The following is a 21403-nucleotide window of genomic DNA, read 5'->3' as shown; positions in this document are numbered from 1 at the left end:
ATGTGTGTGCAGGGTCGGTCTGGGGGGTGCGAAGTCGCTTCCAGGAGTGGGGGCCAGGAGAGACCGAGAACGGTTGTGTGGGATTGTGCGCGGCTGTGTCTACTTCTGTGAAGTCGAGTTTCCGGAACGTTATGACGAGATTTCGAACCGGTGCAGATCGCCCGGAAGCCGTGAACCGAGCGGCGCCATGTCGCCGTCCGCACCGTGCCGGGCCAGCAGGTCCAGGGCGAGCCGGCCGCGCCGCACCCGCTCCTTGGCGGTCGCGAGCGTGAGATCCCTCAGGTGGTGGCCGTAGGGGTAGATGCCGGGCGCCTTGGACAAGCCGAACTTCAGGTACAGCGGTGCGCCGCGCCGGATGAGCTCGGCCACCTCGTACATCCGCACGTAGCCGCCGAGATCGTCGGGGGCCTCGATGTACATGTCCATCGGAGTGGCCGAAACTCGTCGTATCTCGGTGAGGTGAGCGGGCGTCAGGTCGCTCGGCACGTTGATCGAGTCGGCGCCGAGCCGCTCGTACACCGCGTACGAGGCCGGGTTGACCGGCCCGATGAGCGCCGAGACCTTCAGCGTGGTGTCGGCCGGGAGGATGCCGGCCGCCCGCGCCCGGTGCAGCGTCCACAGCACGCCCTCGTCGGCGACGAGCAGGCACTTGACGCCCAGCTCCGTGGCCCGTACGGCGTCCTCGACGCACCCGGCGACCGCGTCGTGGCCCCGGGCGCGCAGTCCGGCGCCGCGGGAGTCGGTACGGGTCGAGCCGCCGATGTCCCAGGTGCCGCGCGGGCCGGTGAACAGGCAGAGCTCGATGTCCCGTTCGGCGGTGGCCTCGACCATCTCGGTGATCTCGGCGTCGGTCAGCATCCACACGCCGCTGCCCTGGCTGATCCGGTGGATCGGCACGTCGAGGCGCGAGGCCTCCTTGAGCACCACGGCCAGCGCCTCCGGCCCCTCGCAGGAGGGGATCTCGGTGCGCCAGCGGCCGCCGCCGGGGAAGGAGTGCGGCGAGGCGTCGGCGGGGTCGAGGGCGGGCGCGCCCAGGCCGAGGGCGGTGAGCGCCTGCTCGCCGGGTCTGCGGGCTGCCTTGGCGGAAGCGTCGGTCACAAGCTGTCCTTCGTGTTCGATATGTCGGACGAGGTTCGCGGCTCGGGGTACGAGTCGGGCGGGGCGGGGGCGTACGCGGTACGGGGGCCGTCGGGTCGCCCCCGTACCGGCGTACGGTCAGGGGCGCAGCAGAACCTTGCCCACCTTCGGGTCGCCGGAGCCCACCAGCTCGATGGCGTGCGGGAACTCCGCGAGCGGCAGCTCGTGCGTCACCAGCGGCAGCGGGTCGAGGAGCCCGGCGGCGAACACCCGCACCGCGTGCGCCCAGGCGTCCGGCGGCGCCCCGAAGACGGTGTGCACCTCCAGCTGCCGTACGACCAGGTCCGTCGGGTCGAGCCCGTCGGCCCCCGGGGCCGGGATGCCGGTCAGGACCAGCCGCCCGCCGCGCCGCAGCAGCGAGGCCGCGGTACGGGCCGCGTCGGCGGACCCGGCGGTCTCGACCACCACGTCGAAGTCGTCCGGGAGGGCGGTGCCCTTGACGCGGAAGCCGGTCGCGCCGTACCGCCGGGACAGCGCCTCCCGGTCGTCCCGGGTGCCGACGACCAGCAGTTCGCGCGGGGAGTTCGCCCTCAGGAACTGCACGGCGAACATCCCCAGGGTGCCGGTGCCGACCACGGCCACCCGCTCACCGGGCAGGGCGTTCGCCTTGAGCACGGCGGCGGCGATGCAGGCGGCGGGCTCCAGCAGCGCGGCGGCGCCGAGGTCGGCGTCGTCCGGGAGCACGTGCAGGAGGCGGGCCGGGAGGGTCAGCGTGGTGGCCATGGCGCCCGGCTGGGTGAACCCGGTCTCCTCGTAGCCCGCCGAGCACAGCGTCGTCTCGCCGGCGTGGCAGCGGTCGCAGACCTGGCAGTTGCGGAAGCCCTCGCCGACCACCTTGCGGCCGACGAGCGAGGCGGGCACGCCCGCGCCCACCTCCCGCACGGTCCCGGACCACTCGTGGCCCGGCGTGAGCGGGTACCGCACGTACCCCTCGGGCCGGTTGCCCTGGTACACCTCGCGGTCGCTGCCGCAGATGCCGGCGGCGTGGACCCGGATCAGGGCCTCGCCGGGGCCGGGTTCGCGCGGCTCGTGCGGGACGAGGCGGTGCTCACCGGGTCCCTCGACGACGACGGCGGTGCCCATCACGCCTCCCCGGGGCGGCGGGGACGGCGGGGACGGTGCGGGGCGGTCACTTCGTGCCCTTCGGCTTGCGCTGCTCCCAGCCCTCGGCCCACAGGTCGAACCGCGCCTGCTGCTGCGGGAACTCGGCCGCCGCGTCGACGTCCAGCTCCACGCCGAGACCCGGGGCGTCGGACAGGTGGAAGCAGCCGTCCTCCGGGTTCACCTGCGGCGCGCCCTTGACGACCTTCTTGATCTCCGCGTCCGCGAAGTCGTTGAAGTGCTCCAGGATCTTGAAGTTCGGGGAGGTGAAGCCCACCTGGAGGCTCGCGGCGGTCAGGACGGAGCCGCCGACGTTGTGCGGCGCGACCAGCATGTAGTGGGTCTCGGCGGTCGCGGCGAGCTTGCGGGTCTCCCAGATGCCGCCGATGTGGCCGACGTCCGGCTGGAGGATGTCGACCGCCTGGCTCTCGAACAGCTCGCGGAACTCGATGCGGTCGTGGATGCGTTCACCGGTGGCCACCGGCATGTCGACCTTCGCGGCGACCTTCTCCAGCGCCTTGAGGTTCTCCGGCGGCACCGGCTCCTCCAGCCAGGCCGGCTCGAAGGGCGCGAGCTCCCTGGCCAGGCGGACGGCGGTGGCGGGGGAGAAGCGGCCGTGCATCTCCAGCATCAGCTCGGCGTCGGGGCCGATGGCGTCGCGGACCGCCTCGATCAGGGAGACGGCGTACAGGGTCTGCTGGTGGTCGAGTTCGAAGTGGCCGGTGCCGAAGGGGTCGATCTTGAGCGCCCGGTAGCCGCGCTCCATCACCGCCTGCGCGGCCTTGTGGTACGCCTCCGGGGTGCGCTCGGTGGTGTACCAGCCGTTGGCGTACGCCTTGACCTTGTCGGTGACCTTGCCGCCGAGCAGCTGCCAGACGGGGACGCCGAGGGCCTTGCCCTTGATGTCCCAGCAGGCCATCTCGACGACGGCGATGCCGGACATGACGATCTCGCCGGCCCGGCCGTAGTCACCGTACTTCATGCGGCGTACCAGGTCCTCGACAGCGAACGGGTCGGAGCCGAGAATGTGGTTGACCTCGGCTTCCTTCAGATAACCCAGGAGTGCGTCGGTGTGGCCCAGCATCCGGGTCTCGCCGACTCCGGTGATCCCCTCGTCGGTGTGCACCTGGACGTAGGTCAGGTTGCGCCACGGCGTCCCGACCACGTGTGTGCTGATTCCGGTGATGCGCACGGCAGTTGCCCCTCGTGTTATCGGTCCAGTTCGACGTGTTCGATATTTCGTCACACGTTCGAAATGCTGGCGTGACAGTAAGGACGCGGTGGCGGGAGTGTCAATGGGTCGCGCGGACAACGGTTTCGGCAGTTTCGAAACCTATGGGCAAGGGTCCCTACCAAACCTTCACAACCAGCTCTAGGAACCCGACCCGGGCGGAACCTAGTCTTCCCGCGTCATGGACTACTGCCCTCCGTGCCGAAGGCACCTCAACGGCGCTCTCGCCTGCCCCGGGTGCGGCACCCCCGTCGAGACGCTCCGCGCCCACGCGGCCGCACCCGCCGCGCCCGCGGGACCCTCGGAGTACGCGGGGCGGCCGGCGGCGACGGACACCGCCGCCGACGGCGCGTACGGCGGTGACGGCGCGTACGGCGACGGTGATGCGTACGACGGCGGTGACGTGCGCGACGGCGGTGACGTGCGCGACCGCGACGACGCGTACGACGGTGATGACGCGCACCACGGTGACGACGTGCACGACGGTGACGACGCGTACGACGGTGACGACGTGCACGGCGGCGACGGCGGCCGCGGCGAGGAGGCGGAGCCCGGGGCCGAGGGGCCGGCGGCCCGGCGGCCCGGCCGTGAGCCGGACGGGAACCGGGCGGGCGGGCGCAGCCGGCGCGACCGCAAGGCCGCGGCGCACCGGCGGCGCCGGCGCCGGACGCTGCTGGTGGTGGCGGGCTTCATCCTGGCCGCCGGCGCGCTGAGCCTCGCGGAGCTCGGCCTGGACGCGCCGGGATCGACGCCGGAGCCCACCGCGGCGGGCGAGGAGTCGGCCGACGGCGGCGCGGCGGAGCTGGAATCGGCGGAGCCGCCGAGCGGTGACGCGGGACCGGGATCCCCCGCGAGGCCCGCGTCCCCGACGGACTCGGGCTCCCCCTCGGCCTCGGGCTCGCCGTCGGCCTCGCAGTCCCCCCGGGACGAGGAGTCGGAGGAGGCCGAGGACGAGGCGGACGCGTCGTCCTCGCCCGTCAACACGCCGCAGGCCCAGCCGACGGGCGCCCAGTCGCCGGCGCCCCCGGCCGAAGCGGAGACCCCGGGGCCGGAGCCGACCACGAACGAGCCCGAACCGGAACCGGAGCCGGAGCCCACCGAGACCTGCGACCGGTTCCTGTGGTGGTGCGCCTGATCCCCTGACGCGGGAGGCCGGCCCGGTCCGGCCCCGCGCACGTTCAGGGCCGGTCCCGCGCGCGGCCCGCTCAGTCCTCCCGCAGCATCCTCCGCAGGGCGTCCCGCAGGGCCACCCGCTCCTCCTCCGACAGCCCCGCCAGCGGTTCGCGCGCGAAGCGCAGGGACTCCTGCAGGCTCCGGGCCACCCGCCGCCCCTCGTCCGTCGCCGCGGCCAGCTTCACGCGACGGTCCGCCGGGTCCGGGCGGCGTTCCACCAGGCCCCGGGACTCCAGGCGGTCGACGATGCCGGTGACGTTCGACGGCTCGCACTTCAGCCGCTGGGCCAGCTTCCGCATGGGCAGCGGCTCCAGCGACAGCAGACTCAGCAGCCTCGCCTGCGCGCCCGTCAGCGCGTGACCGGCGGCGGCCTCCTCGTACTCCTCGTGATAGCGGGCCACGACCGCGCCGATGAGCTCGACGACCTCCAGGGTCAGGGCGTCGGGGCGGCGGGCGGTGCGGGGTGTGGCCATGCCCACCAGGGTACCCACTTGCTTGACATCCTGAAATATTCAGGCGCATGGTTGTTTCAGGTAGTGAAGTATTTTCAGGAAACCCGAGGAAAGGTGCCAGGTCATGCCCGACGCCCCCACGCTCCCCACCGCCGGCCGCGAGTGGCATCTGCTGAGCCGGCCCGTCGGCTGGCCGAAGCCCGAGGACTTCGCCCTCGTGGAGAGGGAGATCCCCGCGCCCGGTGAGGGCCAGGTGCTCGTGCGCAACGAGTACCTCTCCGTCGACCCGTACATGCGCGGCAGGATGTCGGCCGCCAAGTCCTACGTCGCCCCCTTCGAGCTCGGCAAGGTCATGCAGGGCGGCGCGGTCGGCGAGGTCGTCGCGTCGAACGCCGAGGGGATCGCCGTCGGCGACCACGTCCTGCACTTCTTCGGCTGGCGCGAGTACGCCGTCGTGGGCGCGGAGAACGCCGTCAAGGTGGACCCGGAGGCGGCGCCCCTCTCGACGTACCTGGGCGTGCTCGGCATGACCGGGCTCACCGCCTACGCCGGTCTGCTGCGCACCGCCGCCTTCAAGGAGGGCGACTCCGTCTTCGTGTCCGGCGCCGCCGGTGCCGTCGGCAGCCAGGTCGGGCAGATCGCGAAGCTCAAGGGGGCCTCGCGGGTGATCGGGTCCGCCGGGTCCGACGAGAAGGTCGCACTGCTCCTCGAGGAGTACGGCTTCGACGCCGCCTTCAACTACAAGGACGGCCCCGTGGGCGAGCAGCTGCGCGCCGCCGCCCCGGACGGGATCGACGTCTACTTCGACAACGTGGGCGGCGACCACCTGGAGGCGGCCATCGGGTCGCTCAACCGGGACGGCCGGATCGCCGTCTGCGGCATGATCTCCGTCTACAACAACACCGAGCCCGCCCCCGGCCCGAGGAACCTGGCCCGCCTGATCCAGACCCGCGGACGCATCGAGGGCTTCCTGGTCGGCGACCACTACGACCTCCAGCCGCAGTTCGTCCGGGAGGTCGGCTCCTGGGTGCGCTCCGGCGAGCTCAAGTACCGGGAGACCGTCGTCAAGGGCATCGAGAACAACCTCGAGGCGTTCCTCGGGGTCCTGCGCGGCGACAACACCGGGAAGATGGTCGTCGAGCTCTGACGGGCCGGACGGCTTCACTGGATTTCCGGCATGCGGTAGCTTCTTTCCGAAACCGTTGTGATCGTGGGCGCGAGTCACGGCGGGCCGAGGAGGAACGCACCGCATGCCCATCCAGCAGTCAGACGTCCTGTACACCGCCGTCGCCACCGCCGGGAACGGCCGCGACGGACGCGTGAGCACCGACGACGGCACGCTCGACCTGGTCGTCAGCCCGCCCCGGGAGATGGGCGGCAGCGGCACCGGCACCAACCCGGAGCAGCTGTTCGCCGCCGGTTACAGCGCCTGTTTCCAGGGCGCCCTCGGCGTGGTCGCCCGCCGGGAGGGCGTCGACGTCTCCGGCTCGACCGTCACCGCGAAGGTCGGCCTCGGCAGGAACGAGGACGGGTTCGGCCTCGTCGTCGAGATCGCGGCGGACATCCCGCACGTGGACGCCGGCACCGCGCGCTCGCTCGTGGAGAAGGCCCACCGGGTGTGCCCGTACTCGAAGGCGACCCGCGGCGACATCACCGTGACGCTGGCCTGACGCGGATCGTTGCGTACGGCGAGGGCCGCGCTCCTGGACGTGGGGTGCGGCCCTCACCCCCACCGGTGCGGGACGAGGCCGCCCGCCCCGCCCCGCTACAGTCTTCCCCATGCGCGATCTTGGGGTGGGTTTCCGGTATCTCCTGAGGGGCCAGCGGTGGGTGGCCCGGCACGGCAGGCAGTTCGGGTTCGGGCTGCTGCCGGGGCTGATCACCCTCGTGCTGTACGCGGCGGCGCTCGTCGCCCTGGCCGTGTGGGGGGAGGACTTCGTCGCCTGGGCGACGCCGTTCGCCGACGACTGGTCCGGTCCCTGGCCCGGACTGTTCCGCGGGTTCCTCACCGTCGTCCTGTTCGCGCTCGGACTGCTGCTGTCCGTCCTGACCTTCACCGCGGTGACGCTGCTCGTCGGGCAGCCCTTCTACGAGAGCCTCTCCGAGAAGGTCGACCGGGACGTGTCCCCCGACGGCACCGCGCCCGAGTCGGACCTGCCGCTGTGGCGGGAGCTGTGGATCTCCGGCCGGGACAGCCTGCGGATCGTCGTGCGGGCCCTCGTGTGGGCCGTGCTGCTCTTCGCGCTCGGTTTCGTCCCGGTCCTCGGGCAGACCGTCGTACCGGTGATCGGCTTCTTCGTCACCGGGTTCTTCCTCACCGAGGAGCTCGCCGCCGTCGCGCTCCAGCGCCGCGGGGTGGAACTGCGCGAGCGGCTCGGTCTGCTGCGGTCCCGCAAGACCCTCGTCTGGGGCTTCGGCACGCCCCTGGGACTGGCCTTCCTGGTGCCGTTCGTCGCGGTGTTCCTGATGCCGGGCGCGGTGGCCGGCGCCACCCTCATGGCGCGCGAGCTGCTCGGTGAGGAGACCGCCGGGGACGGCGCCGGGGAGCCGGAGGAGGGCGTCACACCATGACCGAGGTGTTCGCCGTCGCCGTGGTCACCGTGCTGGCCGTGATCGCCCCGGGCGCCGACTTCGCCATGGTGGTCCGCAACAGCTACCTGCACGGCCGCCGCACCGGACTGCTCGGCGCGGCCGGCGTCGCCGCCGGCGTGCTGGTGCACGTCACCTACACGATGCTCGGCGTCGGGCTGCTGATCGCCTCCTCCGCCTTCCTGTTCACCGTCGTCAAACTGGTCGGCGCGGCCTACCTCGTGTACGTCGGGATCCGCACCTTCCGCACCCGCGCCGAGGTCACCGTCGACCTGGAGAACGGGACGGAGCTCACCCCGTTCGCGGCCCTGCGCACCGGGTTCCTGACCAACGTCCTCAACCCGAAGACGACCCTCTTCGTCGTCTCCACCTTCGCCCAGGTCGTCGGCCCCGGCACCCCGGTCGTCCGGCAGGTGGGCTACGGGCTGTTCATGTCGCTGGCCCACCTGCTGTGGTTCGGCGTCGTCGCGGTGTTCTTCTCGCACGAGCGCATGCGCACCCTGATGCTGCGCGGCCAGAAGGTCCTCAACAAGGTCATCGGATCCGTCCTGGCCGGCCTCGGCGTCAGCCTCGCGTTCGCCCCGTCGCGCTGATCGCCACGGTCACGATCGCCCGCACCTGGTCGATGATGTCCAGCCGGTTCCGCACGAACGCCGGGTCCGTGACCGTCCCCGTCGCCGGGTCGGTGTTCCCGGCGCCGAACTGCAGGACCGGGGTGTGGACATGGCCGCCCGGCAGCCTGTCGCGCAGGCCGAGGCGGTCGCGCAGCAGGGTGGCCCGGTAGGCGATCTCGTTGGACAGGTAGTCGCCGCCGCCGCCCGCGCGGGCCGTCGAGCCGGGGGTGGGCCCGTCGGGCCGGACGACGGGTTCGGTGCCGCCCGCCGGGATCTCGGTCACGCTCGTGTTGTCGTACACGGGGAAGCGCCCGGTGGCGGCGGCCGTGATCGCCCCGTACGGCAGGGTGGTCGTCGTCCACTGGGGCTGTGAGGCCGGGTCGGCGACCGGGATCGTCTGGGTGCGGGAGACGTTCTCGTTGTCCGGGAAGCCGCCCCGCCGGGCCCCGTTGGTCCGCTCGACGTCGAAGCGGCCGACCCGGCCCTGGCTCACCGTGGCGAACAGGTCGACCCCGGGCAGGTGCGGCCGCAGCGCCCGCTCCACCGTGCCCTGCGTGAAGTCCCCCCAGCGCACCGGGAACACGGCCGTCTCGACGCGCGCCGGGCCGTCCGCCGTCTCGATCACCGTGCCGTCGAGGGCGAGCGCGGCGGCGCCGGACGGGTTGGAGATGCGCACGTCCCGGTCCAGGGTGAACGGGTCGAACCCGGTCAGCAGGATCCGCTTGACGTCCGCACCGCGCGGGACGGGGGTCCCCCCGTTCGAGCGGGGCCGGGAGTGCAGGAGGATCGTGCTCTGCCCCCGCGAGGTCCGCTCCAGCTCCTCCAGCAGCCGCGTCCGCTGCCCCTCGGTCAGTCCGAACCCCGGTTCCCAGGTGCGCAGTTCGCGGGTCATGCCGAGCCGTGCCCAGTACAGCGGCCGGTCGTCGTCCCGGCTGAGGTCACCGCGCGCGGGGCCGCGCCCCTGCGCCCGGTCGACGGCCCTGCGCCACAGCGCCGTTCCCTCGCGCGCGACGGTGCGGCGGGCCTGCGCGTAGGAACGCGCGCGGTCGAGGGAGCGGGCGAACTCCGGTGCCGCGGTGTCGAATCCGGAGCGGCGCAGTATCTCCTGCGGGGCCGCCCTGTCCAGGCGCCGTTCCTCGACGGTGGGGGAGGGGGCCGCGGGCTCGGCGGCGGTCGCGGTCACGGGGGCGGCGAGGCCGCCGGTCAGCAGGGCGAGGCCGAGGGCGGCGATGCGAACACGGGGAGCGTTCAAGGGAGTCGGGCCTTCCGATCGCAGTGGGGTACGCGGTGTGCCGGAGGCCGCAGTATCGCGTGACCGGGGGGACCGCGCCACGGGGCACGGAGCCCGGCGGGTCGGACGGGGTGCCCTCGGGGCCGGGGCCGCCGGGGATCCAGTCGGCGCCGGCGAACCGGGCGAGCGGTACCGGGTCCGCCGGCCGACCACTTGTGAAAGGTTCGTACGGGATCCCGGCCGAGTGCTCGATCACGGACCGCGGGACCGGCGCGGCGGTTAACGTCTGATCCGGGTGGTACCCACATGAGCAGCCCCGGTCCGGGCCCCTGACCCCGGACCGGGGCTCATGTGCGCACGGGGCCGGGCCTACCGCACGGAGAAGCCGTACACCGTCTCCGAGCGGAACGCCTCGCCCGGCCGCAGGACGGTGTCCGGGAACTCCGGCCGGTTCGGGGAGTCGGGGAAGTGCTGGGTCTCCAGCGCGACGCCGTCACCGGGGGCGAAGGGCTCGCCGATGTGGTCGGCGGTGTACAGCTGCATCCCGGGCTCGGTGGTCGCCACCGTCAGCACCCGGCCCGACCCCGGGTCGTACAGCTCGGCGACCTCCACGGGCGCCGGCGTCACGCCCTTGTCGAGCACGAGGTTGTGGTCGTACCCGGTGCCGGTCGCGCGCGCCTCCCGGAAGTCGAAGCGGGTGCCGGTCACGTCGGCGAGCTCGCCCGTCGGGATCAGGTCCGCGTCGACCGGCGTGAACCGGGAGGCCGCGATCCGCAGTTCGTGCCCGGCCGCGCTGCCGGAGCCGGCCAGGTTCCAGTACGAGTGGTTCGTCAGGTTCACCGGGGTCGGCGCGTCCGTCACCGCCTCGTAGACGATGCCCAGCGCGCCCCGCTCGTCCAGCGTGTACGTCACCGCGACCTCCAGACGGCCCGGGAAGCCCTCCTCGCCGTGCGGGCTGACCCGGGTGAGGCGCAGGCCGTGCTCGACCGCCGTCACGTCCCACACCCGCTTGTCGAAGCCTCCCCGCCCGCCGTGCAGGGAGTTCGGCCCGTTGTTCGGGGTGAGCGCGTGGACGGCCCCGTCCAGCACGAAGCGCGCGTGCGCGATCCGGTTGGCGTACCGGCCGATCAGGGCGCCCAGGAAGGGCTCCGGATGGGTGAGGTAGCCGTCCAGGCCGGGGAATCCCAGCACCACGTTCCCGGTCCGCCCCTCCCGGTCCGGCACCTCGACGCTCTGCACGATCCCGCCGTAGGACAGGACCCGCACCCGTACCCCCGCCCGTTCCAGGGTCCAGCGGTGCACCGGGGTGCCGTCGGGGAGTGTGCCGAAGAGTTCGTTCATGTGCGAAACGATAGGTCACGGCCTCCCCGGCGGATCACGGCCTCCTCAGCGGATCACGGCCGCTTCGCCGTGACCGTCCGGTAGGCGATCTCCGCCAGCCTGGCCTGTCCGTCGACGCTCGGGTGGAACCAGTCCCAGCGGCTCAACTGCCCGGTGCCGAAGCGGTACTCGTACACGGCGCCGTCGTCGTGGCGGCACCGGCGGTCCGCTGCGCAGACCTCCTCGAGCACCCTGTTGTAGTCCTCCACCCGCCGGTGCACCGTCTCGCGCCGCAGCGTCGCCGCCGCGTCCAGCGCGTCCGCGTCACCCAGCATCGACGGGCAGATGCCCAGCTTCCAGATCTGCTTGCCCAGGGCGTCGGTCCGCCCCTGCGACCACAGCCGCTTCAGGTTCGGCACGCTCGCCACGTACACCTGGGTCTTGGGCAGCGCCTCGCGCAGGGTGGTCATCGCCTCCCGGAAGTCGGCGCGGAAGTCGGCCACCGGCGTCATCGCCGCCGTCGTGTCCCGGCAGGCGTCGTTCGCCCCGACCATCACCGCCACCAGCTGCGGGGCGCGCCGCACCGCCCGCGCCATCTGGCCCGGCAGATCCGCCATCCGGGCCCCGGTCACCGCGTAGTTCCAGCTCCGCTCGGCCGCACCGGCCTTCCCCAGCAGCCGCACCGCGAGACTGTCGACCTCGTCGCTGCCGCCCGTCGCCCACGACACCTCGGGGCAGTCCGACAGCACCGCGCAGGCGTCGAAGCCGGTGGTGATGGAGTCGCCGACGGCGGCGACGGAGGAGGGGCTGGTGTCCCACACGGGCGTGGGCCTCGGGGACGGTCCGCCCGTGCGCGCGCCCGCGGACGGGGCGGACGCGTCACCGCCGACGGCGTCGCAGCCGGCCACTCCCAGGGCGGCGGCCGCCACCACGGCGAGAACGGCCCGTGAGCGGCGCCGCCGCCTCCGCGTCGCCTGGTCCAATTCGGTCGCCTCCCCGTGCGTCGTGGTGTCACCGTCCCTCCCCACCCATAACAACGCACGGGGGTTCCCGCCCGGAGGGGGGAACGTCCCCCACCCGTACAGGCGTCCTGCCGGGTGAATGGTGGACCTTTCCCGGCACCGGGACCGACGGTACGTCACACTCCTTGCCCCGGCGCACGGTAGCCTCGCCATCAACGCGGCCCGCCGGGTCGCGGCCGTTCCACCCGTTCCAAGATGTCCCGCTCTGCCCGGAGGTTCCGGTGACGACTCGTGGAGTTCTGTACGTGCACTCCGCGCCGCGCGCGCTGTGCCCGCACGTCGAGTGGGCCGTCGCCGGGGTGCTCGGCACGCGCGTCAGCCTGGACTGGATCCGGCAGCCCGCCGCCCCGGGCACCTGGCGCTCGGAGTTCTCCTGGCAGGGCCAGGCCGGCACCGCCTCCAAACTCGCCTCCGCGCTGCGCGGCTGGCAGATGCTGCGCTTCGAGGTCACCGCGGAGCCCTGCCCCACCGCCGAGGGCGAGCGCTACAGCTGCACCCCCGACCTCGGCATCTTCCACGCCGTCACCGGCATGCACGGCGACATCCTGATCCCCGAGGACCGGCTGCGCGCCGCCCTGGTCCGCTCCCAGGGCGGCGAGACCGACCTGGAGGCGGAGATCGCCAGGCTCCTGGGCAAGCCCTGGGACGACGAACTGGAGCCGTTCCGCTACGCCGGCGAGGGCGCCCCGGTGCGCTGGCTGCACCAGGTGGTCTGACCCGGGCCCCGCCCGTCGCCCGGCACGCGGGAAGGCCCCCACCCTCGAGGGTGGGGGCCTTCCCGCGTGCCGGTACGGCTCACACCGTCCGGAACGCCAGCACCACGTTGTGGCCACCGAACCCGAACGAGTCGTTCAGCGCGGCGATCCTGCCCTCGACGGGCAGCTTGCGCGCCTCGCCGCGGACCACGTCCGCGTTCGCCTCGGCCTCGGGGTCGAGGTTCTCGACGTTGATGGTCGGCGGGGCCACCCGGTGGTACAGCGCGAGCACCGTCGCCACCGACTCCACGCCGCCGGCGCCGCCGAGCAGGTGACCGGTCATCGACTTGGTGGCGGAGACCGCCATGTGGTCGGCGTCGTCGCCGAAGACCTTGCGCAGCGCCTTCAGCTCGGCGATGTCACCGGCCGGCGTCGAGGTGGCGTGCGCGTTGACGTGCACGATCTCGGCCGGGTCCAGGTCGGTGCGGTCCAGCAGGTTCTGCAGGGCGTGCGAGATGCCGCGGCCCTCCGGCTCCGGCTGCACGATGTCGTGGGAGTCGGCCGAGATGCCCTGGCCGACCGCCTCCGCGTAGACGCGGGCACCGCGCGCCGCGGCGTGCTCGGCGGACTCCAGGACGATCACGCCCGCGCCCTCGCCCATGACGAAGCCGTCACGCGCCACGTCGTAGGGGCGCGAGGCGCCCTGGGGGTCGTCGTTGTTCTTGGACATCGCCATCATGTTGCCGAACGCGGCGATCGGCAGCGGGTGGATCGCCGCCTCCGTGCCGCCCGCGACGACGACGTCGGCGCGGCCGGTGCGGATCATCTCGATGGCGTAGCCGATGGCCTCCGCGCCGGAGGCGCAGGCCGAGACCGGGGTGTGCACGCCCGCGCGGGCGCCCACGGCCAGGCCCACGTTCGCCGAGGGGCCGTTCGGCATCAGCATGGGGACGGTGTGCGGGGAGACGCGGCGGACGCCCTTCTCCTTCAGCACGTCGTACTGGTCCAGCAGGGTCGTCACGCCGCCGATGCCGGAGGCGATGACCGCGCCGAGCCGGTCCGGGTCGACGCTCGGGTCCTCGCCGGCCTTGGCCTCGAAACCGGCGTCGGCCCACGCCTCCTTGGCCGCGATCAGCGCGAACTGCGCCGAGCGGTCCAGCCGGCGGGCCTGCGGCCGGGGGATGACCTCGGTGGGCTCCACGGCCACCGGGGCCGCGATGCGGACCGCCTGCTCGGCGGCCCATTCCTGCTCCAGGAGCCTGACGCCGGAACGTCCGGCGATCAGTCCCTCCCAGGTAGAGGCTGCGTCGCCACCCAACGGTGTGGTTGCGCCGATACCGGTGACGACCACGGTGCGATTGGTCGGGCTCACGGGAATTCTTTCTCCAACGGATACGAGGATTCGTACGGCGCCACCGTCGGGTGGCGGGGCCGGGGGCTCCCGGCCATCGGGCCTTCCGTCCGGCTCATGCCGCCGGGCTCGCGGGCCCCGGCACCGTGCCTCGCCGCGTCGTCGGTCCCCGGGGCTTCGCCCCGGCTCCCTCCTGCGCCTCGCGGTGCACGGCACCGGACCCCGCTCCCTGACCCGGCCCGAGCCGGACGGAAGGCCCGGTCAGGACTCAGGCCTGGTGCTTGAGGATGTAGTCGGTCGCGTCGCCGACGGTCTTGAGGTTCTTGACGTCGTCGTCCGGGATCTTGACGTCGAAGCGCTCTTCGGCGGCGACGACGACCTCGACCATGGACAGCGAGTCGACGTCCAGGTCGTCGGTGAAGGACTTGTCCAGCTGGACGTCCTCAACCGGGATGCCGGCGATCTCGTTCACGATCTCCGCGAGACCGGCGACGATCTCTTCCTGAGTGGCGGCCATGGTGGCGCTCCTTCGTTGTGATTCCAGAGGGTGTGGCGCCCGCCGCGTCAGCGGCAGGTGTTGCGGTTCCCGCGTCGGATCCCATGATCCGGCACGGAGTGCCTAGGGGAGGGTAACGACCGTAGCGGCGTAGACCAGACCCGCCCCGAAGCCGATGACGAGCGCGGTGTCGCCGCTCTTCGCCTCGCCGGTCGCCAGGAGCCGCTCCATCGCGAGCGGGATCGAGGCGGCCGAGGTGTTGCCGGTGGTGCGGATGTCACGGGCGACCGTGACGTGCTCCGGCAGTTTGAGGGTCTTCACCATCGAGTCGATGATCCGCACGTTGGCCTGGTGCGGGATGAAGACGTCCAGGTCGTCCGGGCTGATCCCGGCCGCGTCCAGCGCCTGCTGGGCGACCTTCGCCATCTCGAACACGGCCCAGCGGAACACCGCCTGGCCCTCCTGGGTGATCGCGGGGAACTTCTCGACGGTCCCGTCGCGGTAGTCCGTCCACGGCACGGTCTGCTTGATGGTCTCGGACTTGTCGCCCTCGGAGCCCCACACGGTCGGGCCGATCGCGGGCTCCTGGGACGGGCCGACGACCACCGCGCCGGCGCCGTCGCCGAACAGGAAGGCCGTCGCCCGGTCCTCCAGGTCGGTCAGGTCGCTCAGCCGCTCCACGCCGATGACGAGGACGTACTCCGCCGACCCCTCGACGACCATGCCCTTGGCGAGGGTCAGGCCGTAGCCGAAGCCCGCGCAGCCGGCCGAGATGTCGAAGGCGGCGGCCCGGTCCGTGCCCAGCTTGTCGGCGATCTCGGTGGCCACGGCCGGGGTCTGCTTGAAGTGCGACACCGTGGAGACGATCACGCCCCCGATCTGCGCGGCGGAGATCCCCGCGTCGGCGAGGGCCTTCCCGGACGCCTCCAGCGACATCGCGGTGACGGTCTCCTCGTCGGAGGCCCAGTGCCGGGTCTCGATGCCGGAGCGCGAGCGGATCCACTCGTCGGACGAGTCGATCGTCTCGAGGATCACCTCGTTCGGCACGACCCGGGTGGGACGGTAGCCGCCCACGCCGAGGATGCGCGCGTACGGGGCGCCCTTGCTGGGCTTGATCTTCGCCATGCGGGTGGGCTCCTTAGGGCGCTCAGGCGGCGTGCTCGGCGATGAGCTCGCGGGCCGTGTCGAGGTCGGCGGGGGTCTTCAGGGCCAGCGTCTTCACGCCGGGCAGCGCGCGCTTGGCGAGCCCGGTCAGGGTGCCGCCGGGGCAGACCTCCAGCAGGGCGGTCACGCCGAGCTCCTTGAAGGTCTCCATGCACAGGTCCCAGCGGACCGGGTTCGCGACCTGGCCGACCAGGCGCTGGAGCACCTCGGCACCGGTCGCGACGGCCGCGCCGTCCTTGTTCGACACGTAGGTGATCTTCGGGTCGCCCGGTGCCAGGTCCGCGGCGGCCTTCGCCAGCGTGTCGACCGCGGGAGCCATGTGGTGGGTGTGGAAGGCGCCGGCCACCTTGAGCGCGACGACCTTGCGCACGCCCTCGGGCTTGTCCGCCTCGAGCGCGGCGAGCTGCTCCTTGGTGCCGGCCGCCACGATCTGGCCCGCGCCGTTGATGTTCGCCGGGGTCAGGCCCAGCTTCCCCAGGTGCTCCACGGTCACCTCGGGGTCGCCGCCGAGCAGCGCCGCCATGCCGGTCTCGGTGACCGCGGCGGCGTCGGCCATGGCCAGGCCCCGCTTGCGGACCAGGGTCAGCGCGGCGGTGTCGTCGAGGACGCCCGCCAGGGCGGCGGCGGTGATCTCGCCGACGCTGTGGCCGGCGATCGCGCCGGGCGCGACGTCCGCCATGTCACCGAGTGCCGAGGCGGACAGCAGCCCGGCCGCGACCAGCAGCGGCTGGGCGACGGCCGTGTCGCGGATCGCGTCCGCGTCGGCCCGCGTGCCGTAGTGGACGAGGTCGAGTCCGATGGCGTCGGACCATGCGGCGACACGGTCCGCGGCACCGGGGAGTTCGAGCCATGCAGTCAGGAAGCCGGGCGTCTGGGCGCCCTGGCCGGGAGCGACGAGTACGAGCACTCTCACACTCTCTCTTGGGGACGGGCGCGGCCGCCCGTGAGGACAGGGACGAAGAACACGGGGGCCTTTTGTGAGGCCCCGACAAAAGACTAGAGCTGAAGATCGCCGTCGACCAGGCGCCCCAGGATCAGCGCGATCCGCAGCGTGAACGCCGAGCGTACATCGGAGGGTGACCAACCGGTGACGTCAGTCACACGTCGGAGCCGGTAACGAACGGTGTTGGGATGCACGAACAGCATCCGCGCCGCGCCCTCCAGACTGCTCGCCTGTTCGAGATAGACGCTGAGCGTCTCCAGCAGCGCGGCCCCGGCCTCCTCGAGCGGTCTGTAGATCTCCTCCACCAACTGCTCGCGGGCGGACGGGTCTCCGGCGATCGCGCGCTCCGGCAGCAGGTCGTCGGCCAGCACCGGGCGCGGCGCGTCCTGCCAGGCGGAACACGCCTTGAGCCCGGCCGCGGCGGCCTGCGCGGACCGGGTCGCGGCCAGCAGGTCCGGCACCACCGGGCCCGCCACCACCGGTCCCGGCGCGTACGGCCCGATCAGCGACCTGGCGACGGCCAGCGGGTTGTCGCTGCCGCCCGCGATCACCACCAGCCGGTCCCCGAGCACCCCGGTCAGCACCTGGAGCTTGGCGTGCCGGGCGGCGCGCCGGATCGCCTCCACGGTCAGCTCGGAGTCACCGTCGGGCGCGGTGCCCAGCACCACGCACACGTGCTCGGGCGAGTTCCACCCGAGGGCGGCGGCCCGGGACACGGCCCCCTCGTCGGCCTCGCCGCTGAGCACGGCGTTCACGACCAGCGACTCCAGGCGCGCGTCCCAGGCACCCCGTGCCTCGGCGGCCTGCGCGTACACCTGGGCGGTGGCGAAGGCGATCTCCCGGGCGTAGACGAGGAGGGCCTCGCGCAGCACGGACTCGTCGCCCGGCGCCGCCACCTCGTCGATGGCCGTCTCCATGACCTCGATGGTGGTGCGCACCATCTCCACGGTCTGCCGCAGCGTGATGGCCCGGGTCAGCTCGCGCGGCGCGGTGCCGAAGACGTCGGTGGAGATGGCCTGCGGGGCCTCGGGGTGCCGGAACCACTCGGTGAAGGCGGCGATGCCCGCCTGGGCGACCAGACCGATCCAGGAACGGTTCTCCGGGGGCATGGCCCGGTACCAGGGCAGCGTCTCGTCCATCCGCGCGATGGCCTGTGCGGCCAGGCTGCCGGACGACTTCTCCAGCCGCTTCAGCGTGGCGGCGTGCGGGTGGGCGGGGCGGCGCGCCGGGGCGTAGGTGTTGCTGGTCTCGGGTTCGGGCACGGGGACAAGAGTGCCTTATCCGGACGGGAGGGTGGTCCGCCGGGTCCACGGTACGGGTCTACGGTGGGCGTCGTGATGGACGTACGGCGCGCGCACGAGCGCTACCAGGGCGGTGATCCGGCGGCCGGGATCGGCACGCGGCACGCCTTCTCCTTCGGCCCCCACTACGACCCGGACAACCTCCGCTTCGGCGCGGTGATCGCCTGCAACGAGGAGCGCCTGGCGCCCGGCGCCGGCTTCGACGAGCACCCGCACAGCCACACCGAGATCGTGACCTGGGTGGTGGAGGGCGAGCTGACCCACCGGGACTCCACGGGGCGGGAGACGGTGGTCCGCCCCGGCGACGTGCAGCGCCTGAGCGCGGCGTCCGGGGTGCGGCACGTGGAACGCAACGACGGCGACCGGCCCCTGACCTTCCTCCAGATGTGGCTGGCCCCGCACGAGCCGGGGGGCGAGCCGTTCTACGAGGTCGTCCGCGGCACAGCGGACTCCACCCCGTACGCCCTCCCGGAGGCGGGCGCCGTGCTCCACGTGCGCCGGCTCGCGGCGGGCGAGCGGACCGCGGTCCCGGACGCCGCGTACGTGTACGCCCACGTGGTGCGCGGCGAGGTCCTGCTGGACGGGGAACGGCTGGGCCCGGGGGACGCGGCGCGGATCACGGACGCGCGGGACGTCGAGGCGGCCGCCGCGAGCACGACGGCCGAGCTGCTGCTGTGGGAGATGCGGCCGCCGGTCTAGAGCTCGGCGAGCACCGCGTCGGTGAACGGCGGCCACGCCTCGACCGCCCAGGGCCCGAAGGCGCGGTCGGTGAGCGCCACGCACGCGGCCCGCGCGTCCGGGTCGATCCACAGGAAGGTGCCCGACTGGCCGAAGTGGCCGAAGGTGCGGGGTGAGGACGACGCGCCCGTCCAGTGCGGGGACTTGGCGTTGCGGATCTCGAAGCCGAGGCCCCAGTCATTGGGGTTCTGGTGGCCGTAGCCCGGCAGGACGCCCTTGGTGCCGGGGTACTGGACCGTCATCGCCGCGGCGACCGTGCGGGGGTCGAGGAGGCGCGGGGCCTGCACCTCGGCGGCGAACCGCAGCAGGTCGTCCACCGTGGAGACGGCGTCCTTGGCGGGGGAGCCCTCCAGCGACGTCGACGTCATGCCGAGCGGCTCCAGCACCGCCTGCCGCAGGTACTCCGCGAACGGGATCTCCGTCGCCTTCGCGACGTGGTCCCCCAGCTGCTCGAACCCGGCGTTCGAGTACAGCCGCCGCTCACCCGGTGCCGAGGTCACCCGGTGCTCGTCGAAGGCGAGCCCCGAGGTGTGCGCGAGCAGGTGCCGGACCGTCGAGCCCTCCGGGCCCGCCGGTTCGTCCAGCTCGACCGCGCCCTCCTCGTACGCCACGAGCACCGCGTAGGCGGCGAGCGGCTTGGTGACCGAGGCCAGCGGGAAGCGGTGGCCGGCCGGGCCGTGGGTGCCCAGGACGGTGCCGTCCGCCCGTACGACACCCGCCGCGGCGGTGGGAACCGGCCAGTTCTCGATCAACGCGAGGCTCTTCAGCGACATGCCGTCGAGCCTAAGCGCTCAGAGTGTCAGCTCCAGCAAGGGGTCCGGCTCGGGCCTGGAGCCCGGCGTGACGTACGGCGGCTCGGCCTGCGCGGACGTGGTGAGGCGGACCCGCCGGGCGCCGCGCTCGCGGAACCACTCCAGCAGCGCCTCCGCGCAGGCGCGCTCAGCCGCGGCGGCGGGCGTCCCGATCGGTGGTGACACTGAAGACGTGGCCGTCGGTGCCGTGCGGATCGCGCGCGCCGCCGATGCGGTACTCCGGCGAGCCGGCCACCAGCGCCGCCGGCGCGCCCAGCCGGTCCGGGTGGTCCACGACGAACGCCACGAAGGTGCCGTCCGGCTCGGACAACCCGCCGCGCGGTACGGGCAGCGACTCAGCGTGCCAGGCCGTGGACGGGGCGGACAGGGCCATCGAGTCGATCACCATCTGGCGCAGCACTTCCTCCGCGTCCTTCGGCGCCGCACGGCGTACATGAGGTCATGGCCGTACGGCAATCAGCCGCCCGCCGTCACGTCCCGCGCATTTCCCACCGGCGCCGCTTGCTTGGAGCGCACTCCAAGGCCCTAGCGTGGGACCCATGACGGTGACGGAGACGGAGAGCACTGGCACCAGCGCCGACACCTGCGCCGGACCGCCGCAGGGGAACCGGCGGCCGGACGGCGAGGACAGGTACACGATCAGCGAGGTCGCCGCCCTCACCGGGCTGACGGCGCACACCCTGCGCTGGTACGAGCGCATCGGGCTGATGCCGCACGTCGACCGGTCCCACACCGGGCAGCGGCGCTACAGCAACCGCGACCTCGACTGGCTCGCCCTCGTCGGCAAGCTCCGCCTGACCGGGATGCCGGTCGCGCACATGGTGCGGTACGCGGAACTGGTCCGGGCCGGCGACCACACGTACACCGAGCGCTTCGAACTGCTCAAGGAGACCCGCGAGGACGTGCTGGCCCGGATCGCCGAGCTCCAGGGCACCCTCGCCGTACTCGACCGGAAGATCAGTTTCTACGCGGACGCCGGGCGCGCCCTGGCGTCGGAGAGGGCACGATGACCAACGAAGGGATCGCGACGGCGGCACTGGGCGAGGGCGGCCCCCGGGTGGGTGTGCAGGGCCTGGGCTGCATGGGGATGAGCTTCGCCTACGGCCCGGTGGACGTGGACGCCTCCCGGGCGACCCTGGAGCGGGCCCTGGAACTCGGCGTCACGCTCTACGACACGGCGGACGTCTACGGCGCGGGGGAGAACGAGCGGTTCCTCTCCCCGTTCTTCAAGGCGCACCGGGACGAGGTGGTCATCGCGACCAAGTTCGCCCTGGCGATCCCGCCGGACGACCCCACCCGGCGGATCATCCGCAACGACGAGCCGTACATCCGCGAGGCCGTCGAGGCGAGCCTGAAGCGCCTGGACGTCGACGTGATCGACCTCTACTACATGCACCGGCGCGACGTGGAGGTGCCGATCGAGGAGACCGTCGGCGTCATGGCCGACCTGGTCCGCGAGGGGAAGGTCAAGCAGCTCGGCCTGAGCGAGGTCACGGCCGGTGAACTGCGCGCCGCGCACGCCGTCCACCCGATCGCCGCCGTGCAGTCGGAGTGGTCGCTGTTCAGCCGGGACATCGAGGCGAAGGTGGTGCCGGCCGCGCGTGAGCTGGGCGTGACCCTGGTGCCGTACTCGCCGCTCGGCCGCGGGTTCCTCACGGGTTCCTTCGTCGACGCCGAGCGGGACCTGACGGCCGGTGACTTCCGCCGCCGGCAGCCCCGCTTCACCGGCGAGAACGCGGCGGCCAACGCGGCCCTGCTCGAGCCGGTCCGCGCGGTCGCCCGGGCCCACGACGCCTCCCCCGGCCAGATCGCCCTGGCCTGGGTCCAGCAGCGGGCGGCGGTCCACGGCCTCCCGGTCGTCCCGATCCCGGGCACCCGCAAGCCGGCCCGGGTGGAGGAGAACACGGCGGCGACGCGCATCACCCTGACCGAGGAGGAGCTGGCCCTGCTGGAGCCCATCGCGGCCGGGGTGGCGGGCACCCGCTACCCGGACATGTCCTTCACCTCCGCGGGCAGGGAGTGAACCCGGCGGG

Annotated in this window: 22 protein-coding genes and 1 pseudogene; 9 read left to right on the top strand and 14 right to left on the bottom strand. The window is 73.0% G+C overall.

All coding sequences use genetic code 11. The annotated features are described in order from the left end of the window. Positions 1-129: 129 nt before the first annotated feature. From GL259_RS13155 to GL259_RS13145, 3 genes are all read right to left on the bottom strand, one after another. The gene (locus GL259_RS13155; protein ID WP_159532351.1) at positions 130-1098 is read right to left on the bottom strand and encodes a hypothetical protein; all 969 of its coding nucleotides are present in this window, start codon (positions 1096-1098) and stop codon (positions 130-132) included. A gap of 117 nt (positions 1099-1215) precedes the next feature. After that, positions 1216-2220 carry an alcohol dehydrogenase catalytic domain-containing protein gene (locus GL259_RS13150; protein WP_159532349.1) on the bottom strand — a complete coding sequence of 335 codons (1005 nt, stop codon included), beginning with the start codon at positions 2218-2220 and terminating at the stop codon, positions 1216-1218. Positions 2221-2266: 46 nt separating this feature from the next. Then, on the bottom strand, positions 2267-3430 hold the full coding sequence (locus tag GL259_RS13145) for a mandelate racemase/muconate lactonizing enzyme family protein (protein ID WP_159532347.1): 1164 nt from the start codon (positions 3428-3430) through the stop codon (positions 2267-2269). A 220-nt stretch (positions 3431-3650) separates the two neighbouring features. On the opposite strand from GL259_RS13145, the gene GL259_RS13135 reads away from it, so the two are divergent. Next, complete coding sequence (locus GL259_RS13135) at positions 3651-4604, top strand: hypothetical protein (RefSeq protein WP_243762295.1); 954 nt, start codon at positions 3651-3653, stop codon at positions 4602-4604. 70 nt (positions 4605-4674) lie between these two features. Here GL259_RS13135 and GL259_RS13130 read toward each other — a convergent pair whose 3' ends face one another. Then, positions 4675-5115, bottom strand: a complete 441-nt coding sequence (locus GL259_RS13130; RefSeq protein WP_159532341.1) for a MarR family transcriptional regulator — start codon at positions 5113-5115, stop codon at positions 4675-4677. A gap of 103 nt (positions 5116-5218) precedes the next feature. Between GL259_RS13130 and GL259_RS13125 the strand changes: the two genes are divergently transcribed. From GL259_RS13125 to GL259_RS13110, 4 genes are all read left to right on the top strand, one after another. After that, on the top strand, positions 5219-6241 hold the full coding sequence (locus tag GL259_RS13125; protein ID WP_159532339.1) for an NADP-dependent oxidoreductase: 1023 nt from the start codon (positions 5219-5221) through the stop codon (positions 6239-6241). Between the two features lie 103 nt (positions 6242-6344). After that, positions 6345-6764: an organic hydroperoxide resistance protein gene (locus tag GL259_RS13120; RefSeq protein ID WP_159532337.1), complete on the top strand. Its 420-nt coding sequence runs from the start codon at positions 6345-6347 to the stop codon at positions 6762-6764. Between the two features lie 109 nt (positions 6765-6873). After that, entirely contained in the window at positions 6874-7665 is a 792-nt protein-coding gene (locus GL259_RS13115; RefSeq protein ID WP_159532334.1) for an EI24 domain-containing protein, read from the top strand. After that, positions 7662-8276 carry a LysE family transporter gene (locus GL259_RS13110; RefSeq protein WP_159532332.1) on the top strand — a complete coding sequence of 205 codons (615 nt, stop codon included), beginning with the start codon at positions 7662-7664 and terminating at the stop codon, positions 8274-8276. The genes GL259_RS13115 and GL259_RS13110 overlap by 4 nt, the downstream gene beginning before the upstream one ends. Here the strand turns inward: GL259_RS13110 and GL259_RS13105 are convergent. The 3 genes from GL259_RS13105 to GL259_RS13095 form a co-directional block, all read right to left on the bottom strand. Next, on the bottom strand, positions 8248-9549 hold the full coding sequence (locus tag GL259_RS13105) for a pyroglutamyl peptidase (protein ID WP_166461483.1): 1302 nt from the start codon (positions 9547-9549) through the stop codon (positions 8248-8250). The two genes, GL259_RS13110 and GL259_RS13105, sit on opposite strands and share 29 nt — an antisense overlap. Positions 9550-9897: 348 nt before the next feature. Next, the gene (locus GL259_RS13100) at positions 9898-10869 is read right to left on the bottom strand and encodes an aldose epimerase family protein (RefSeq protein ID WP_159532330.1); all 972 of its coding nucleotides are present in this window, start codon (positions 10867-10869) and stop codon (positions 9898-9900) included. 53 nt (positions 10870-10922) lie between these two features. Continuing rightward, on the bottom strand, positions 10923-11831 hold the full coding sequence (locus GL259_RS13095; RefSeq protein WP_159532328.1) for an SGNH/GDSL hydrolase family protein: 909 nt from the start codon (positions 11829-11831) through the stop codon (positions 10923-10925). A gap of 260 nt (positions 11832-12091) precedes the next feature. On the opposite strand from GL259_RS13095, the gene GL259_RS13090 reads away from it, so the two are divergent. Continuing rightward, entirely contained in the window at positions 12092-12586 is a 495-nt protein-coding gene (locus tag GL259_RS13090) for a DUF3145 domain-containing protein (RefSeq protein WP_159532326.1), read from the top strand. Between the two features lie 79 nt (positions 12587-12665). Here GL259_RS13090 and fabF read toward each other — a convergent pair whose 3' ends face one another. From fabF to fasR, 5 genes are all read right to left on the bottom strand, one after another. Then, the gene (gene fabF, locus GL259_RS13085) at positions 12666-13937 is read right to left on the bottom strand and encodes a beta-ketoacyl-ACP synthase II (protein WP_159532324.1); all 1272 of its coding nucleotides are present in this window, start codon (positions 13935-13937) and stop codon (positions 12666-12668) included. A gap of 247 nt (positions 13938-14184) precedes the next feature. Next, on the bottom strand, positions 14185-14433 hold the full coding sequence (locus GL259_RS13080; RefSeq protein ID WP_004931691.1) for an acyl carrier protein: 249 nt from the start codon (positions 14431-14433) through the stop codon (positions 14185-14187). 102 nt (positions 14434-14535) lie between these two features. Beyond that, a complete protein-coding gene (locus GL259_RS13075) occupies positions 14536-15537 on the bottom strand; it encodes a ketoacyl-ACP synthase III (RefSeq protein WP_159532322.1) in 1002 nt (333 codons plus the stop codon). Positions 15538-15559: 22 nt separating this feature from the next. After that, positions 15560-16483 (bottom strand): ACP S-malonyltransferase, encoded by a 924-nt coding sequence (locus GL259_RS13070; protein ID WP_159532321.1) that lies wholly within the window; start codon positions 16481-16483, stop codon positions 15560-15562. An 89-nt stretch (positions 16484-16572) separates the two neighbouring features. Further along, positions 16573-17781 (bottom strand): fatty acid biosynthesis transcriptional regulator FasR, encoded by a 1209-nt coding sequence (fasR, locus tag GL259_RS13065; RefSeq protein WP_159532319.1) that lies wholly within the window; start codon positions 17779-17781, stop codon positions 16573-16575. Positions 17782-17844: 63 nt separating this feature from the next. Here fasR and GL259_RS13060 point away from each other — a divergent pair, with 63 nt between their 5' ends. Next, positions 17845-18519, top strand: a complete 675-nt coding sequence (locus tag GL259_RS13060; protein WP_166461482.1) for a pirin family protein — start codon at positions 17845-17847, stop codon at positions 18517-18519. Here the strand turns inward: GL259_RS13060 and GL259_RS13055 are convergent. Together GL259_RS13055 and GL259_RS13050 are read right to left on the bottom strand one after the other, a co-directional pair. Continuing rightward, positions 18516-19331, bottom strand: coding sequence for a serine hydrolase domain-containing protein (locus GL259_RS13055; protein ID WP_159532317.1), 816 nt, complete (start codon positions 19329-19331; stop codon positions 18516-18518). The two genes, GL259_RS13060 and GL259_RS13055, sit on opposite strands and share 4 nt — an antisense overlap. 18 nt (positions 19332-19349) lie before the next feature. Beyond that, positions 19350-19758: pseudogene (locus tag GL259_RS13050) on the bottom strand (GNAT family N-acetyltransferase). Between the two features lie 151 nt (positions 19759-19909). Between GL259_RS13050 and GL259_RS13045 the strand changes: the two are divergent. Together GL259_RS13045 and GL259_RS13040 are read left to right on the top strand one after the other, a co-directional pair. Then, entirely contained in the window at positions 19910-20380 is a 471-nt protein-coding gene (locus tag GL259_RS13045) for a MerR family transcriptional regulator (RefSeq protein WP_159532315.1), read from the top strand. Next, entirely contained in the window at positions 20377-21393 is a 1017-nt protein-coding gene (locus tag GL259_RS13040) for an aldo/keto reductase (protein WP_159532313.1), read from the top strand. The genes GL259_RS13045 and GL259_RS13040 overlap by 4 nt, the downstream gene beginning before the upstream one ends. The last annotated feature ends 10 nt before the right edge of the window (positions 21394-21403 follow it).

It is taken from the genome of Streptomyces sp. Tu 3180 (assembly GCF_009852415.1).
Classification (GTDB): Bacteria; Actinomycetota; Actinomycetes; order Streptomycetales; family Streptomycetaceae; genus Streptomyces.
Note: the sequence above shows the minus strand (reverse complement) of the source record. Positions and strands in the feature narration are given on the sequence as shown.

Bases quoted from the DNA above. Each gene is read 5' to 3' on its own strand.
- GL259_RS13150 (WP_159532349.1), bottom strand. From the start codon at position 2,220: ATGGGCACCGCCGTCGTCGTCGAGGGACCCGGTGAGCACCGCCTCGTC.
- GL259_RS13135 (WP_243762295.1), top strand. From the start codon at position 3,651: ATGGACTACTGCCCTCCGTGCCGAAGGCACCTCAACGGCGCTCTCGCC.
- GL259_RS13130 (WP_159532341.1), bottom strand. From the start codon at position 5,115: ATGGCCACACCCCGCACCGCCCGCCGCCCCGACGCCCTGACCCTGGAG.
- GL259_RS13125 (WP_159532339.1), top strand. From the start codon at position 5,219: ATGCCCGACGCCCCCACGCTCCCCACCGCCGGCCGCGAGTGGCATCTG.
- GL259_RS13120 (WP_159532337.1), top strand. From the start codon at position 6,345: ATGCCCATCCAGCAGTCAGACGTCCTGTACACCGCCGTCGCCACCGCC.
- GL259_RS13115 (WP_159532334.1), top strand. From the start codon at position 6,874: ATGCGCGATCTTGGGGTGGGTTTCCGGTATCTCCTGAGGGGCCAGCGG.
- GL259_RS13110 (WP_159532332.1), top strand. From the start codon at position 7,662: ATGACCGAGGTGTTCGCCGTCGCCGTGGTCACCGTGCTGGCCGTGATC.
- GL259_RS13100 (WP_159532330.1), bottom strand. From the start codon at position 10,869: ATGAACGAACTCTTCGGCACACTCCCCGACGGCACCCCGGTGCACCGC.
- GL259_RS13080 (WP_004931691.1), bottom strand. From the start codon at position 14,433: ATGGCCGCCACTCAGGAAGAGATCGTCGCCGGTCTCGCGGAGATCGTG.
- GL259_RS13075 (WP_159532322.1), bottom strand. From the start codon at position 15,537: ATGGCGAAGATCAAGCCCAGCAAGGGCGCCCCGTACGCGCGCATCCTC.
- GL259_RS13055 (WP_159532317.1), bottom strand. From the start codon at position 19,331: ATGTCGCTGAAGAGCCTCGCGTTGATCGAGAACTGGCCGGTTCCCACC.
- GL259_RS13045 (WP_159532315.1), top strand. From the start codon at position 19,910: ATGACGGTGACGGAGACGGAGAGCACTGGCACCAGCGCCGACACCTGC.
- GL259_RS13040 (WP_159532313.1), top strand. From the start codon at position 20,377: ATGACCAACGAAGGGATCGCGACGGCGGCACTGGGCGAGGGCGGCCCC.